Here is a 14,541-nt window from a genome sequence, read left to right as displayed (position 1 = left end):
TCGCCTATTCGGATCGGCCCGGCACCAGGATCTCACGCTGGCCGCGCGCGTTCATCGGGCTCACCAGGCCCGCCTTCTCCATCGCCTCCAGCAGGTTCGCGGCCTTGTTGTAGCCGATGGACAGGTGGCGTTGCACGAGCGAGATGCTGGCCTTCTGGTTCTTCAGCACCACCTCCACCGCACGGTCGTACAGCGGATCGGCCTCGCCGCTGCCCTCACCGGCCGCGCCCGGCGCGCCGTCTTCGCCATCGACCGTGCCGCCTTCGAGCACGCCCTCGATGTAGTTCGGTTCGCCGCCCTGCTGCTTGAGATAGGCCACCACGCGATGGACCTCGTCGTCGCTCACGAACGCGCCGTGCACGCGCACCGGCAAGCCCGTGCCGCTGGCCATGTAGAGCATGTCACCCATGCCCAGCAGCGCCTCGGCACCCATCTGGTCGAGGATGGTCCGGCTGTCGATCTTGCTGGAGACCTGGAAGGCGATGCGCGTGGGGATGTTGGCCTTGATGAGACCCGTGATCACGTCCACGCTGGGCCGCTGTGTGGCCAGGATCAGGTGGATGCCGGCCGCGCGCGCCTTCTGCGCCAGGCGGGCGATCAGCTCCTCGATCTTCTTGCCGACCACCATCATCAGGTCGGCCAGCTCGTCGATCACCACCACGATGTAGGGCAGGCGCTCCAGCGGCTCGGGGCTTTCCGGCGTGAGCGAGAACGGGTTGTAGATGAACTCGCCGCGCGCCTTGGCTTCGTCGATCTTGGCGTTGTAGCCGGCCAGGTTGCGCACGCCGAGCTTGGACATCAGCTTGTAGCGGCGCTCCATCTCGGCCACGCACCAGGTCAGGCCGTTGGCGGCCTGCTTCATGTCGGTCACCACGGGCGCCAGCAGGTGCGGGATGCCCTCGTAGACCGACATCTCCAGCATCTTGGGGTCGATCATCAGCAAGCGCACGTCGCGCGCCTCGGCCTTGTACAGCAGGCTGAGGATCATGGCGTTGATGCCCACCGACTTGCCCGATCCGGTGGTGCCGGCCACCAGCACGTGCGGCATCTTCGCCAGGTCCGCCACGACGGGGTGACCCACGATGTCCTTGCCGAGGCCCATGGTCAGCATGGAGCGGGCCTCGTTGTAGGCAGCAGAACCCAGGATCTCCGACAGGCGGATCGACTGCCGCTTGGCGTTGGGCAGCTCCAGCGCCATGAAGTTCTTGCCCGGGATGGTCTCGATCACGCGGATCGACACGAGCGACAGCGAGCGCGCCAGATCCTTGGCGAGGTTGACGATCTGCGAGCCCTTCACGCCGGTGGCGGGCTCGATCTCGTAGCGCGTGATCACCGGCCCGGGCGCCGCCGCGACCACGCGTACCTCGACGCCGAAGTCCTTGAGCTTCTTCTCGATCAGCCGCGAGGTCATCTCCAGCGTTTCGGCGGGCACCGTCTCCTGGCGGCCGGAGGCGGCGTCCAGCAGGTCCACCTGCGGCAGCCGGCTGTCCGGCAGTTCGGAGAACAGCGGCTTCTGCCGCTCCTTGGCCACGCGCTCGCTGCGCGGCACGTCCACCACGACCGGCTCGATGTGCACCGGCTTGGCCTGGTGGTGCTCCTCGATCACCACGCGCTCGACCTGCACCACCTCCTCGCGCTCGCGCGCGGCCTGCTGGCCGTAGGCCAGGTCTTCGGCCATCTCGCGGCGCTCGCGGCGCTGCTCGAAGTAGCCGTCGATGGTGGCGCCGATGCGCTCGGCGACGGCGCTCCAGGAGAAGCGGAACACCAGCGCGGCCCCCGCCACCAGCAGGGCAACGAAGATCAGGCCGGAACCCGCAAAGCCGAGCCACTGCATGCCGGCTGGGCCCACCAGCCAGCCCAGGGCACCACCCGCGTGGTCGGGCAGGCGGCTTTCCAGCCGGTACAGGCGCGTCCATTCCAGGCCGGTGCTGGCCAGCAGCAGCAGGCCCAGGCCCAGCCAGAAACCGAGGCGTGCGCGCAGCACGCCGCCGGCAGCGGGCGCGGCATCCGCGGCGTCGGCGCCGCCGCGCAACCAGCGGGCGAGCGAGGCCACCCAGGCGCGCGCGCCGGCGGCCAGGCACCACCAGACCGAGAAGCCCAGCAGGAAGTAGCTGCCATCGGCCAGCCAGGCGCCGAGGCGTCCACCCCAGTTGCGGGTGGCACCGCCGGCGCCCGAGGTGGAGAAGGCCGCGTCCAGCGGCGAGTAGCTGAGCAGGGCCAGGGCCCAGAAGAGCAGGCCGCAGGCGGTGGCCACCAGCGCGGCCTCATGCGTGAAGCGGGCCAGCCCGGCGCGCGGCGGGGGCGGCGCGGTGTTCTGGAGCGTGTGCAGCGAATACGTCATCGGGCGCGATTGTCGCGCGGCCCGGCGCGCGCGGGCCTCAACCCAGCGTGGTCAGCCGTTCCTTGACGACCATGGAGCCGTCCTCGCGGGTCTCGATGAAGCCGCGGTCCTCCAGGTCTTTCATGACGCGGCTGACCATTTCGCGCGAGGCGCCGACCATTTTGGCAATGTCCTGACGAGAAATGCGCTCCCGGATGGTCATGACGCCCTCGCGGTCGGGCTGGGCGAACTCCAGCAGGGCGCGGGCCACGCGGCCATACACGTCCATCAGCGCCAGCGACTCGATCTTGCGGTCCGCGTGGCGCAGGCGTTGCACCAGGCCCTTCATGATGGCGTAGGCCATCGAGCTGTTCTCGGGCAGGCAGCGGGCGAACTCCGCCCGGCCCAGGGTGAGCATGTCGGTCTGCACCTCGGCGCGGCAGGTGGCCGAGTGGGGCTCGTTGTCGATGAGGCTCATCTCGCCGATGTAGTCACCCGGGTTGAGCGTGGCGAGAATGACCTCGCGGCCGCGCTTGTCGGAGGTGATCACGCGCACGCGGCCGGTGAGGATGATGAACAGCGTGTTCGACTTCTCGCCCTGCTCGACGATGACCTCGCCGCGCTTGAAACGCCGCTTGACGATCGCGTCGGCCACGGCCTCCGCCTGAACCGAGGTGAGCAGCGCGAAGAGCGGCACCCGCCGGATCAGTTCCAGGTTGGAAAGCATCGACATGTTTCAAGTCCCTTCTGCCGCGGGCGACCGCCATGGGTTCTTACAATCGCCCGGATTGATATCGGAAAGCACTTGCCGTGCCTGCCAGGGTTGATACTCGGCGACCCGGCCCGAAATGTACACCGACCTGTATGGTTTCCCATACAGGACATGCACCATGACCACCCAGCACGCCCAAGTCCTGATCCTCGGCTCCGGCCCCGCCGGCTACACCGCCGCCGTCTATGCCGCCCGCGCCAACCTCAACCCGGTGCTCATCACCGGCATCGCCCAGGGCGGCCAGCTCATGACCACGACCGAGGTCGACAACTGGCCGGCCGATGTGCACGGCGTGCAGGGGCCCGAGCTGATGCAGCGCTTCCAGGAGCACGCCGAGCGCTTCAAGACGCAGATCGTCTTCGACCACGTCCATACGGTCGATTTCTCGCGCCGCCCGTTCACGCTCAAGGGCGACAGCGGCGAGTACACCTGCGACGCGCTGATCATCGCCACCGGCGCCTCGGCCCGCTACCTGGGCCTGCCCTCGGAGACCGCGTTCATGGGCAAGGGCGTGAGCGCCTGCGCCACCTGTGATGGCTTCTTCTACCGTGGCCAGACCACCTGCGTCATCGGCGGCGGCAACACCGCGGTGGAGGAGGCGCTGTACCTCTCGAACATCGCTTCCAAGGTCTATCTCGTGCATCGGCGTGACAAGTTCCGCGCCGAGCCGATCCTGATCGACAAGGTCATGGCCAAGGTGGCCGAAGGCAAGATCGAGCTCAAGCTGTTCCAGACGCTCGATGAAGTGCTGGGCGACGCCACCGGCGTCACCGGCGTGCGGCTGAAGAACGTGAACACCGGCGCCACGGAAGATCTCGCCCTGCAGGGCTGCTTCATCGCCATCGGCCACTCGCCCAACACCGAGATCTTCAAGGGCCAGCTGGAGATGAAGGACGGCTACATCGTCACGCGCTCGGGCCTGAACGGCTTTGCCACCATGACCAGCGTGCCGGGCGTCTTCGCCGCCGGTGACGTGCAGGATCACATCTACCGCCAGGCCATCACCAGTGCGGGCACGGGCTGCATGGCCGCGCTGGACGCCCAGCGCTTCCTGGAGCAGCAGGCGGGCTGAAACGCCCCGCCCTGCGCTCATGGCGGGGATCTGGCTATAATCGCGGGCTTGGCCTGAAGGGCGCACCGGGCAACGGGGGCGCGAAGAACGGCCTTCATGGGTTACCGCCACCCTTTCTGGCGAGGTGAGGCGCCCACCGCCACAGGTGGCCGCCGTGACGAAGAAATCGGAGAGTGCTGATGGCACGCGTCTGCGAAGTGACGGGCAAGGGCCCGATGGTGGGGAACAATGTCTCCCACGCCAACAACAAGACCAAGCGCCGGTTCATGCCGAACCTGCAATACCGCCGTTTCTGGGTCGAGAGCGAGAACCGCTGGGTGCGCCTGCGCGTTTCCAGCGCCGCGCTGCGCCTGATCGACAAGAATGGCATCGACGCCGTGCTCGCAGACATGCGCGCCCGCGGCCAGGCTTAATCCCGAAGGAGAACGACCATGGCAAGCAAAGGCGGCCGCGAGAAGATCAAGCTGGAGTCCACCGCGGGCACCGGCCACTTCTACACCACGAGCAAGAACAAGAAGACGATGCCCGAGAAGATGTCGATCATGAAGTTCGACCCCAAGGCTCGCAAGCACGTCGAGTACAAGGAAATGAAGCTGAAGTGATTCGGCTCGTTGACTGAAAAAAGCCCCGCATCGCGGGGCTTTTTTTTGTGCTCGTCATCCCCGCGTATGCGGGAATGACGGGGCGCGCTTCCGCTCAATGCACGGCGCGCAAGCGCAGCGAGAACTGGCGCAGGGCTTCCACGCCACTCTCTTCGGCCCGGCGGCACCAGGCCTGCAGGTCGGCAGCGAGTTGCTCGCGCGACTGGTTCGTGTTCAGCCACATCTGGCGCAGTTCCTCGCGCATGGTGACCATCTTGTCCAGCGCGGGGTAGGCAGCACGGGCCTGGGCCAGTTGCGGCAGGGCCGAGGCGGGCACCTTGTCCTCGTCGCGGGGCAGCCAGCGCTTGGCGGACTTCAGCAGCGAGAAATCCTGGCCCTTGGCCTTGAGGGCCTCGATCTCGGTCTTGCAGGCGGCGCGCATCTCACGCGCATAGCCGGCCATGACCTCGTAGCGGTTGGCGATCAGCGCCTCCAGCGTCTTCTCGTCGGCGACCGGCTTCACCTCGCCCAGGCGCAGCCGCGGCGGCACCTTCTTGACGGTGGCCCAGCCGATCTTGCGCATCAGGCTGATGTAGACCCAGCCGATGTCGAACTCGTACTTCTTGACCGAGAAGCGCGCCGCGGTCGGGTACGTGTGGTGGTTGTTGTGCAGTTCCTCACCGCCGATGAGGATGCCCCAGGGCGAGATGTTCGTGCTGGCGTCGGGCGCCTCGAAGTTGCGGTAGCCCCAGTAGTGGCCGATGCCGTTGATGATGCCGGCCGCGGTGACCGGGATCCAGATCATCTGCACCGCCCACACGGCCGCGCCGGCCGCGCCGAACAGCGCCAGGTTGATGATCATCATGAGCGAGACGCCGATCACGCTGTGCGCCGTGTAGACGTTGCGCTCCATCCAGTCATCGGGCGTGCCGTGGCCGTACTTGACCAGGGTCTCCTGGTTCTTGGCCTCCGCGCGATACAGCTCCGAGCCCTGCCAGAACACCGTCTCGATGCCGCGCGTCTGCGGGCTGTGCGGGTCTTCGGGCGTTTCGCACTTGGCGTGGTGCTTGCGGTGGATGGCCACCCACTCCTTGGTGACCATGCCGGTGCTCAGCCAGAGCCAGAAACGGAAGAAGTGCGAGGGAATCGCGTGCAGATCCAGCGCGCGGTGGGCCTGCGCCCGGTGCAGGAAGATGGTGACGCTGGCGATGGTGATGTGCGTGGTGACCAGCGTGTACAGCACGATCTGCCACCAGGTCAGATCCAGCAGGCCGTGCGCGAGCCAGTCGATCGCCGCGTTCAGGAAGGCCCAGTCGGGTAACAACATGGAGGGGGGGTTCTTTCGAAGAGGGGTCTTGCAGGGTCGACTGCTGCCGGAGGGGCGCAGTCGTGGACCCGATTTTACGGGTGGGGCGGATTGGCGGCACTGTTCTTTTATCCAATGCGCGCCACGGTTGAGCTGTGTCAGCCGCCCGGCTTTTCCCAGGCGGCGGCAAAGAACCCGTCCGTCCCATGAAGATGGGGCCACAAGCGCAGATGCAAACCCCCGGCGCTGCAGAGCGATGCGGCCTGCGCCACTCGCGCCTGCTCCAGCAGGCCCTGCACGGGCAGGGGCTTGAGGCCCGGATGAGCGGCGCTGAAGGCCTCGGCCACCTGCTCGTTCTCGTCCGGCAGGATGCTGCAGGTGGCGTAGATCAGGCGCCCGCCCGGCTTGAGCAGGCGCGCGGCACTGGCCAGGATGGCCTGCTGACGCACCTGCAGCTCCGCCACGTCCGCGGGCTTCTGCCGCCACTTCAGGTCGGGGTTGCGGCGCAGCGTGCCCAGGCCCGAACACGGCGCATCCACCAGCACCCGGTCCACCTTGCCGGCCAGGCGCTTGACGCGGTCGTCGCGCTCATGCGCGATGGCCACCGGATGCACGTTCGAGAGCTTGCTGCGGGCCAGTCGCGGCTTGAGCTGGTCCAGGCGATGCGCCGACACATCCAGCGCGTACAGCCGGCCGGTGCTGCGCATCGCGGCACCCAGGGCCAGGGTCTTGCCGCCGGCGCCGGCGCAGAAGTCCACCACCATCTGGCCGCGCCGCGCGTCGGTGATCAGGGCCAGCAGCTGCGAGCCTTCGTCCTGCACCTCGATCGCGCCACGGGCGAAGGCGTCCAGCCGCGTGAGCGCGGGCTTGTCCTGGACCCGCAGGCCCCAGGGTGAATAGGGCGTCAGCTCGCTCGGGATGCCGGCGAGCGACAGCTCCTTGCGCACGTCCTCGCGCTTGTCCGTCAAGGCATTCACCCGCAGATCCAGCGGGGCGCCCTGCAGCAGGCTGCCCGCCAGCGCCCAGAAACCCTCTTCGCCCAGCTGCGCCTTCAGCGGCGGCACCACCCAGTCGGGCAGGTTGTGCCGGTGACGCTCGGACAGCTCGGCCTCGGGCACCTGCTGGCAGGCATCGAGCCAGGTCTTCTCCGCCGGCGACAGCGCGCTGCGCAGGAAGTCGCCATCGCCCGAGAAGCCCAGGATGGCCAGCCGCCGCTCGCGCGGGCCGCTGCCCGAGCCGGCGAAGTGCTCGAAGCGCAGCTTGTAGCGCAGCACGGCGTACACCGTCTCGGCGAGCGTGGCGCGCTCGCGCTGGCCCAGTTCACGGTGTTCACGGAAGTGGCGCGACACCACCGCGTCAGCCGGGTGTTCCAGCTTCAGGACCTGGCCCACGAGCACGGCGCAGGCGTCCAGCAAGGCCTTGGGATGCATCAGAGCGTGGGCAGCAGTTGCGCGATGGCGCGCGGGTAGATGAGATGCTCCTGCGTCAGCACGCGGGCAGCGAGTGTGTCGGCCGTGTCGTCCGGCAGGATCGGCACCGCCGCCTGCGCGAGGATGGGGCCGTGGTCCAGTTCCGCGGTGACCTGGTGCACCGTGGCACCGCCGAAGCGGCAGCCGGCCTCGATGGCACGCTGGTGCGTGTGCAGGCCCGGAAAGGCCGGCAGCAGGGAGGGATGGATGTTGAGCAGCCGCCCGGCGTAGCGCTGCACGAAGGCTGGCGTGAGGATGCGCATGAAGCCCGCCAGCACCACCAGGGCCGGCTGCCGGGCGTCGATGGCGGTCGCCAGGGCTTCGTCGAAGGCCTCGCGGCTGGCGAAGGCCTTGTGGTCCACCACGTCGGTGGCAATGCCCTGCTCCCGAGCGAAGCGCAGCCCGCCGGCTTCCGGCCGGTTGCTCATGACGGCGGCGATCTGCGCCCCGTGCACGCGCCGCCAATCCTCGCGCTGCGCGGCGCGCACAATGGCAGCCATGTTCGACCCACCGCCCGAGATCAGGATCACGATGTTCTTCATCTGGGGCGCGATTATCCCTGCCACATGAACCCGCTCCCCCTATCCGCCGCGGAGGCCCGCGTGCTGGGCACGCTGATGGAGAAGGCACGCACCGTGCCCGACACCTACCCGATGTCGCTCAACGCCCTGGTGGGCGGCTGCAACCAGAAGTCCAGCCGCGACCCGCTGACCAACCTGTCCGAGGCCGAGGTGCAGCAGGCGCTGGACGATCTGAAGCGCCGCTCGCTGGTGTTCGAGTCCTCCGGCACCCGCGTCACGCGCTGGGAGCACAACTTCCAGCGCGGCATCGGCGTGCCCGAGCAGTCGGCCGTACTGCTGGGCCTGCTGATGCTGCGCGGGCCGCAGACGGCGGGCGAGCTGCGCATCCACGCCGAGCGCTGGTACCGCTTTGCCGACATCTCCTCGGTGGAGGCCTTCCTGGACGAACTGCAGTCGCGCGCCGAGGAAAAGGGCGGCCCCCTGGTGGCGATGCTGCCGCGTACTTCGGGCGCGCGCGAGCCGCGCTGGGCGCACCTGCTGTGCGGCCCGGTGGCCGCCGCCGAGCCCGAGACGGTGGCGGCCACCTTCACCGCGCCACGTGACCTGCAGGCCCGCGTGGCGGCGCTGGAGGCCGAGGTCGCCCAGCTTCGTTCCACTGTGCAAAACATCGTCGCTGAGCTGGGTTTGTCGCCACCCGGACACGGCGAATCGAACGACCGTGCTTAAACTCGGCCCGCATCGGAGACACCCCCATGGACCTGGCATTCACCCCTGAAGAACAGCAGTTCCGGCAAGAGATCCGCGCCTGGGTGCGCGAGAACCTGCCGGCCGACCTGGCGCACAAGGTGCACAACGCCCTGCACCTCACGCGCGACGACATGCAGCGCTGGGCACGCATCCTCGGCCGCAAGGGCTGGCTCGGCTACGGCTGGCCGGCGCAGTTCGGCGGCCCCGGCTGGACCGCGGTGCAGAAGCACCTGTTCGAGGAAGAGTGCGCCCTGGCCGGCGCGCCGCGCATCGTGCCCTTCGGGCCGGTGATGGTGGCCCCGGTCATCATGGCGTTCGGCTCGCCCGAGCAGCAGAAGCGCTTCCTGCCCGGCATCGCCAGTGGCGAAGTCTGGTGGAGCCAGGGCTACAGCGAGCCGGGCTCCGGCTCGGACCTCGCTTCGCTGAAGACCCGCGCCGAGCGCAAGGGCGACAAGTACATCGTGAACGGCCAGAAGACCTGGACCACGCTGGGCCAGTACGGCGAGTGGATCTTCTGCCTGGTGCGCACCAGCACCGAGGGCAAGCCGCAGACCGGCATCTCGTTCCTGCTGATCGACATGAAGTCGCCCGGCATCACCGTGCGGCCCATCATCATGCTGGACGGCGGCCATGAGGTGAACGAGGTGTTCTTCGACAACGTCGAGGTGCCGGCCGAGAACCTGATCGGCGAGGAGAACAAGGGCTGGACGTACGCCAAGCACCTGCTCTCGCACGAGCGCACGAACATCGCCGACGTGAACCGCGCCAAGCGCGAACTGGAGCGCCTGAAGCGCATCGCCAAGGCCGAGGGCGTGTACGAGGACACCCGCTTCCGCGACGAGATCGCGAAGCTGGAGGTCGACATCGTGGCGCTGGAGATGCTGGTGCTGCGCGTGCTGTCGGCCGAGAAGTCCGGCAAGAACCCGCTGGACATCGCCGGCCTGCTGAAGATCAAGGGCAGCGAGATCCAGCAGCGCTACAGCGAGCTGATGATGCTGGCCGCCGGCCCCTTCGCCGTGCCGTTCATCCGCGAGGCGATGGAGGCCGGCTGGCAAGGCGACTACGTGGGCGCGGCCCATTGCGCGCCGCTGGCCGCCACCTACTTCAACATGCGCAAGACGACGATCTACGGCGGCTCCAACGAGGTGCAGCGCAACATCGTCTCCCAGGTCGTGCTGGGCTGAACAGGAGCAAGACATGGATTTCGATTTCTCCGACGACCAGGAACAGCTGCGCGACGCCGTGCGCAAGTGGGTGGACCGCAGCTACGGCTTCGAGCGCCGGCGCGCCATCGTCAAGGCGGGCGGCTTCGACCGCGGCGCCTATGGTGAGCTGGCCGAGCTGGGCCTGGCCGGCCTGTACGTGAACGAGGACCACGGCGGCATGGGCATGGGCCCGGTGGAAGCCATGGTGGTGATGGAAGAACTGGGCCGCGGCATCGTGCTGGAGCCGATGGGCCAGACGCTGGTGAGCTCGGGCACGCTGGGCGCCTATGCGCCCCAGGCCCTGAAGGAGGCCTGGCTGCCGCGCATCGCGGGCGGCGAGGCGCTGGTCGTGCTGGCCCACCAGGAGCGCAAGGCGCGCCACCGCCTCGACGTGTGCGAGGCCACCGCCACCCAGACGGGCGGCGGCTGGACGCTCACCGGCGCCAAGAGCGTGGTGCCGGCGGGCGATCAGGCGGATGCCTTCCTGGTGCCGGGCCGCGTGGGCGGCAAGACGGCGCTGTTCCTGCTGGAGCGCGGCGCCCAGGGCGTGCAGACGCGCGGCTACGTCACGCAGGACGGCTCGCGTGCGGCGGAGCTGAGCTTCCAGGGCGCGGCGGCGGATCTCGTCACGCTCGACGGCCAGATCGCGCTCGAGCATGCCGTGGACATCGGCATCGCGGCGCTGTGCGCTGAGGCCGTGGGCGTGATGGACAAGACCATGGCCCTGACCGCCGAGTACATGAACACGCGCAAGCAGTTTGGCGTGGTGCTGTCCACCTTCCAGGCCCTGCGGCATCGCATCGCCGACATGAAGATGCAGCTGGAACTGGCGCGCTCGATGAGCTACTACGCCTCGCTCAAGCTGAACGCCCCCACGGAAGAGCGCCGCCGCGCGCTGGCCCGCGCGAAGTACCAGATGGGCGTGTCCATGCGCTTCATCGGCCAGAACTCGGTGCAGCTGCACGGCGGCATCGGCGTGACCGACGAATACATCGGCAGCCACTACTTCAAGAAGCTTACCCAGCTGGAGCTGACTTACGGGGATACCCTGCACCATCTGGGCGAGGTGTCGGAAAGAATGCAGGACACGGCTGGCGTGTTCGCGTAGTCACTGTCAAATCGCTGCGCGTTTCGCCAGTGGCTGGCTGATCGGATGAAGAAGGCCGGAGTGAATCCGGCCTTCTTCATGATGAGGCCGCCCTGCACGTTGTTCCGTTCGGCCTGGTGCCCCTGCGGGGGTCGACCAGCCCACCTGTTGTCCCCGGAGATTCGCCCATGCTGTCCCGCCGATCCGTCCTTGCCTTGTCCGCCGTCTCGCTCGCGAGCTGCGCCACCGGCCCCTCCATGAACGAGTACCCGCCCATCGTCTTCGTTCATGGCAACGGCGACAACGCCTCGATCTGGCAGACCACGATCTGGCGCTTTGAATCCAACGGCTGGCCACGCGACCGCCTGCACGCGATCAACCTGCCCTACCCGCTGGCGCGGGATGACGACACCAAGGCCCAACCGGGCCGCACGTCCACCGCCGAGCACATGGCCTTCCTGAAGGCGGAGGTGGAGAAGGTGCTGGCCGCCACCGGCGCGCAGAAGGTGGTGCTGATGGGCAACTCGCGCGGTGGCAATGCCATCCGCAACTACATCCGCAACGGCGGCGGCGACCGCACGGTGAGTCACGCCATCCTCGGCGGGGTGCCCAATCACGGCATCTGGGCCGTGCCGCTGCCACCGCTGTCGGACAACAGCGAGTTCGCCGGCCACGGCGCTTTCCTGCGCGGCCTCAACCAGCCGGTGAACGCGGCGGGTGACGAGGTGGCCGGCCCGGTGAAGTGGCAGACGGTGCGCTCCGACGGCAACGACAAGTACGCCCAGCCCGACGGCCTGTGGATCGGCCAGCGCGGCAAGGACACCGGCGTCACGGTCGCCAGCCCGGAACTCAAGGGCGCGATGAACGTGGTGCTGCCGCGCCTGGACCACCGCGAGACATCGTTCTCGCCGGCGGCGTTCGGTGCCGCCTTCCGCTTCATCACCGGCCGCGACCCGGCCACGCGTGACGTGGTCCCGCACGGCCGGCCGGTGCTGTCGGGCCGCGTCACCGGCCTCGGCCTGTCGTCCACCGATCCGGCCAGCGGCAGCTACGCGAACAACCTGCCGCTGCCCGGGGCGAAGCTGGAGATCTTCGCCATCGACGCGAACACGGGCGAGCGGCAAGGCGGCCCGGCGCACAGCCAGACCATCGGCGCGGATGGCCAGTGGGGCCCCTTCGCGGCCGCGCCGGACACCCGCTACGAGTTCGTGCTCAGCGCGCCCGGCTATGCCACCACGCACATCTACCGCAGCCCGTTCCCGCGCTCCAGCAGCGTGGTGAACATGCGGCCAGAGCGCGTACCGGCGGCTGACCGCAACGCACCCTCGCTCGCCATCATGAACCGGCCCCGCGGCTACTTCGACCCGCTGCGCGACCGCATGGCCTTCGACGGCCTGAGCCCGCCACCCGGCGCGGTGAATGGCGCTGGCGTTTCGGCCTCACGCATCAAGCCGACGGGTCTGCCCCGCGTGCTGGTGGCGGAGTTCAATGGCGAGAAGGTCGTGGGCCGCAGCTGGCCGCTGGCGGACGGCCATGTGACGGTGCTGGAGCTGACGTACTGAGAGGACTGGAACGCTGGGGTTGCGCTATCGCTCCACCCCAGCCTACGAGAAACACAGGCCCTGCATTCGTGGCAACCACCCCACGAGCGTCACAACCCGGTATCCGTAGGCTGGCGGTGACCGCAGGGAACCCCAGCTTCACCCGCCGCCATCACGCGTCATGCAGGCGCGAATGCCGTGGTAGATGCGCCATCAGGAACTCCATCTGATCCGCCAGGATGCGGCGGTTGCGCAGGATGAAGTCTTCCCACAGGCTGGGCACGTAGGGGGCGTAGAGCAGGCTCATGCCCGCCTGCTCGGGCGTGCGGTTGGCCTTGCGGTGGTTGCAGGCGCGGCAGGCGGTGACCACGTTCATCCAGTGGTCCTTGCCATTCTGGGCGAACGGGATCACGTGCTCCCGCGTGAGTTCTTCCTCATGGAAGTGCCCGCCGCAATAGGCGCACACGTTGCGGTCCCGCGCGAACAGCTTGCCGTTGGTGAGGCCGGGCTTGAGGTCGAAGGGGTTGATGTTCGGCACGCCCTTGGTGCCGATGATGCTGTTGACGGTGATGATGGACTGCTGCCCCGTCATGGCGTTGTGGCCGCCCCGGAACACGGCGACCTCGGCGCCGGCCTCCCAGCGCACCTGGTCGGCCGCGTAGTGCAGCACGGCCTGCTCCAGCGAGATCCAGGACTGCGGCAGGCCCTGGGCGGACAACTTCAACACCTTCAAAACGCGCCTCCTTCAACACAAGGGACACAGCATGCAGGGGTGGGGCGGCGCGCGGCCGCCCTGTCTTGCACAATATACCTTGTTTTGGAGACCCGGCCGTGACAGGCCGAGCGTCGTGCTCGCCTTGCCAGGCGCTCACGCGCTGCTATCAAAAAGATATCAATGCAGATCCTCCGCGGCTTTCATCACCCCGGCCTGGCGCGGGCCTGCGCGCTGACGATCGGCAATTTCGACGGCGTGCATCGCGGCCACCAGGCCATGCTGGCCCTGCTGAACAACGAGGCACGGCACCGCGGTGTGCCGAGCTGCGTGATGACCTTCGAGCCGCATCCGCGCGACTACTTCGCCGCCCTGCACCGCAAGCCCGAGCTGGCGCCGGCGCGCATCGCCACCCTGCGCGACAAGCTGACCGAGCTGGCGCGCTGCGGGGTGGACCAGTGCGTGGTGCTGAAGTTCGACCAGCGCTTCTCCAGCCAGGACCCCGAGGCCTTCATCGGCGACGTGCTGGTGCGCGGCCTGGGCGCACGCTACGTGCTGGTGGGCGACGACTTCCGCTTCGGCGCCAAGCGTGCCGGCGACTACGCCATGCTCGATTCCGCCGGCGCCCGCCAGGGCTTCGACGTGGCGCGCATGAACAGCTACGAGGTGCACGGCCTGCGCGTCTCCAGCTCCGCGGTGCGCGAGGCCCTGGCGCGCGGCGACATGGCGGGCGCCGCCGCCCTGCTGGGGCGGCCCTACAGCATCAGCGGGCACGTGGTGCATGGCCGCAAGCTGGGCCGCGACCTGGGCTTCAAGACCCTCAACCTGCGCTTCGCCCACTGGAAGCCGGCCGCCAGCGGCATCTTCGCGGTGCGTGTGCATGGCCTGGGGGATGCGCCGCTGGAGGGCGTGGCCAACCTCGGCGTGCGACCGTCCCTGGACCCGGCGGACGTGAACGGCGGCCGGGTGCTGCTGGAGACGCATTGCCTGGACTGGCCCGCCGCTCTGGGGCCGGAAGGGGCCTACGGTAAAATCATCCGCGTGGAACTGCTGCACAAACTGCACGACGAGCTGCGCTACGACGGTCTCGATGCCCTGAAGGCGGGCATCGCGCGCGACTGCGAGCACGCGCGCGCGTTCTTCGCTTCCACCCACGCGGAAACCCGGCGCCAGACCACGCGCGACCGAATTTAGCGGTCTGTCCCTGC

At 68.4% G+C, this 14,541-nt stretch carries 14 protein-coding genes; 8 read left to right on the top strand and 6 right to left on the bottom strand.

Features of this window, described 5'->3' with window-relative positions; genetic code table 11:
- Nucleotides 1–4: 4 nt before the first annotated feature.
- Together ACE3T5_RS02790 and ACE3T5_RS02785 are read right to left on the bottom strand one after the other, a co-directional pair.
- Nucleotides 5–2,341: a DNA translocase FtsK gene (locus ACE3T5_RS02790; RefSeq protein WP_374664204.1), complete on the bottom strand. Its 2,337-nt coding sequence runs from the start codon at nucleotides 2,339–2,341 to the stop codon at nucleotides 5–7.
- A gap of 37 nt (nucleotides 2,342–2,378) precedes the next feature.
- Nucleotides 2,379–3,053, bottom strand: a complete 675-nt coding sequence (locus ACE3T5_RS02785) for a Crp/Fnr family transcriptional regulator (RefSeq protein ID WP_374664202.1) — start codon at nucleotides 3,051–3,053, stop codon at nucleotides 2,379–2,381.
- Between the two features lie 157 nt (nucleotides 3,054–3,210).
- Between ACE3T5_RS02785 and trxB the strand changes: the two genes are divergently transcribed.
- The 3 genes from trxB to rpmG all read left to right on the top strand — a co-directional run bounded on the left by trxB (nucleotide 3,211) and on the right by rpmG (nucleotide 4,766).
- Nucleotides 3,211–4,164, top strand: a complete 954-nt coding sequence (gene trxB, locus ACE3T5_RS02780; RefSeq protein WP_374664200.1) for a thioredoxin-disulfide reductase — start codon at nucleotides 3,211–3,213, stop codon at nucleotides 4,162–4,164.
- Between the two features lie 179 nt (nucleotides 4,165–4,343).
- Nucleotides 4,344–4,577, top strand: coding sequence for a 50S ribosomal protein L28 (rpmB, locus tag ACE3T5_RS02775; RefSeq protein WP_043118471.1), 234 nt, complete (start codon nucleotides 4,344–4,346; stop codon nucleotides 4,575–4,577).
- Between the two features lie 18 nt (nucleotides 4,578–4,595).
- Nucleotides 4,596–4,766 (top strand): 50S ribosomal protein L33, encoded by a 171-nt coding sequence (gene rpmG, locus ACE3T5_RS02770; protein WP_193778797.1) that lies wholly within the window; start codon nucleotides 4,596–4,598, stop codon nucleotides 4,764–4,766.
- Nucleotides 4,767–4,860: 94 nt separating this feature from the next.
- Here rpmG and ACE3T5_RS02765 read toward each other — a convergent pair whose 3' ends face one another.
- The 3 genes from ACE3T5_RS02765 to purN form a co-directional block, all read right to left on the bottom strand.
- Entirely contained in the window at nucleotides 4,861–6,072 is a 1,212-nt protein-coding gene (locus ACE3T5_RS02765; protein ID WP_374664197.1) for a fatty acid desaturase, read from the bottom strand.
- A 137-nt stretch (nucleotides 6,073–6,209) separates the two neighbouring features.
- Nucleotides 6,210–7,481: an RsmB/NOP family class I SAM-dependent RNA methyltransferase gene (locus tag ACE3T5_RS02760; RefSeq protein ID WP_374664195.1), complete on the bottom strand. Its 1,272-nt coding sequence runs from the start codon at nucleotides 7,479–7,481 to the stop codon at nucleotides 6,210–6,212.
- Nucleotides 7,481–8,062: a phosphoribosylglycinamide formyltransferase gene (gene purN / locus ACE3T5_RS02755; RefSeq protein ID WP_374664193.1), complete on the bottom strand. Its 582-nt coding sequence runs from the start codon at nucleotides 8,060–8,062 to the stop codon at nucleotides 7,481–7,483. The genes ACE3T5_RS02760 and purN overlap by 1 nt, the downstream gene beginning before the upstream one ends.
- Nucleotides 8,063–8,086: 24 nt before the next feature.
- On the opposite strand from purN, the gene ACE3T5_RS02750 reads away from it, so the two are divergent.
- From ACE3T5_RS02750 to ACE3T5_RS02735, 4 genes are all read left to right on the top strand, one after another.
- Nucleotides 8,087–8,767 (top strand): YceH family protein, encoded by a 681-nt coding sequence (locus ACE3T5_RS02750; RefSeq protein ID WP_374664191.1) that lies wholly within the window; start codon nucleotides 8,087–8,089, stop codon nucleotides 8,765–8,767.
- A 26-nt stretch (nucleotides 8,768–8,793) separates the two neighbouring features.
- The gene (locus ACE3T5_RS02745; protein ID WP_374664189.1) at nucleotides 8,794–9,972 is read left to right on the top strand and encodes an acyl-CoA dehydrogenase family protein; all 1,179 of its coding nucleotides are present in this window, start codon (nucleotides 8,794–8,796) and stop codon (nucleotides 9,970–9,972) included.
- 13 nt (nucleotides 9,973–9,985) lie between these two features.
- Complete coding sequence (locus tag ACE3T5_RS02740) at nucleotides 9,986–11,101, top strand: acyl-CoA dehydrogenase family protein (RefSeq protein ID WP_374664186.1); 1,116 nt, start codon at nucleotides 9,986–9,988, stop codon at nucleotides 11,099–11,101.
- A 167-nt stretch (nucleotides 11,102–11,268) separates the two neighbouring features.
- Nucleotides 11,269–12,642 carry an alpha/beta fold hydrolase gene (locus ACE3T5_RS02735; RefSeq protein ID WP_374664184.1) on the top strand — a complete coding sequence of 458 codons (1,374 nt, stop codon included), beginning with the start codon at nucleotides 11,269–11,271 and terminating at the stop codon, nucleotides 12,640–12,642.
- 151 nt (nucleotides 12,643–12,793) lie between these two features.
- On the opposite strand, the gene ACE3T5_RS02730 is transcribed toward ACE3T5_RS02735, so the two are convergent.
- Nucleotides 12,794–13,354: an HNH endonuclease gene (locus tag ACE3T5_RS02730; protein ID WP_374664181.1), complete on the bottom strand. Its 561-nt coding sequence runs from the start codon at nucleotides 13,352–13,354 to the stop codon at nucleotides 12,794–12,796.
- A 162-nt stretch (nucleotides 13,355–13,516) separates the two neighbouring features.
- Here ACE3T5_RS02730 and ACE3T5_RS02725 point away from each other — a divergent pair, with 162 nt between their 5' ends.
- Nucleotides 13,517–14,527: a bifunctional riboflavin kinase/FAD synthetase gene (locus tag ACE3T5_RS02725; RefSeq protein ID WP_374664179.1), complete on the top strand. Its 1,011-nt coding sequence runs from the start codon at nucleotides 13,517–13,519 to the stop codon at nucleotides 14,525–14,527.
- Nucleotides 14,528–14,541 lie beyond the last annotated feature (14 nt).

This window comes from Ramlibacter sp. (assembly GCF_041916345.1).
In the GTDB taxonomy this organism is placed as follows: domain Bacteria; phylum Pseudomonadota; class Gammaproteobacteria; order Burkholderiales; family Burkholderiaceae_C; genus Ramlibacter.
The sequence above is the reverse complement of the archived record's forward strand: the minus strand, read 5'-3'. Positions and strand labels throughout refer to the sequence as shown.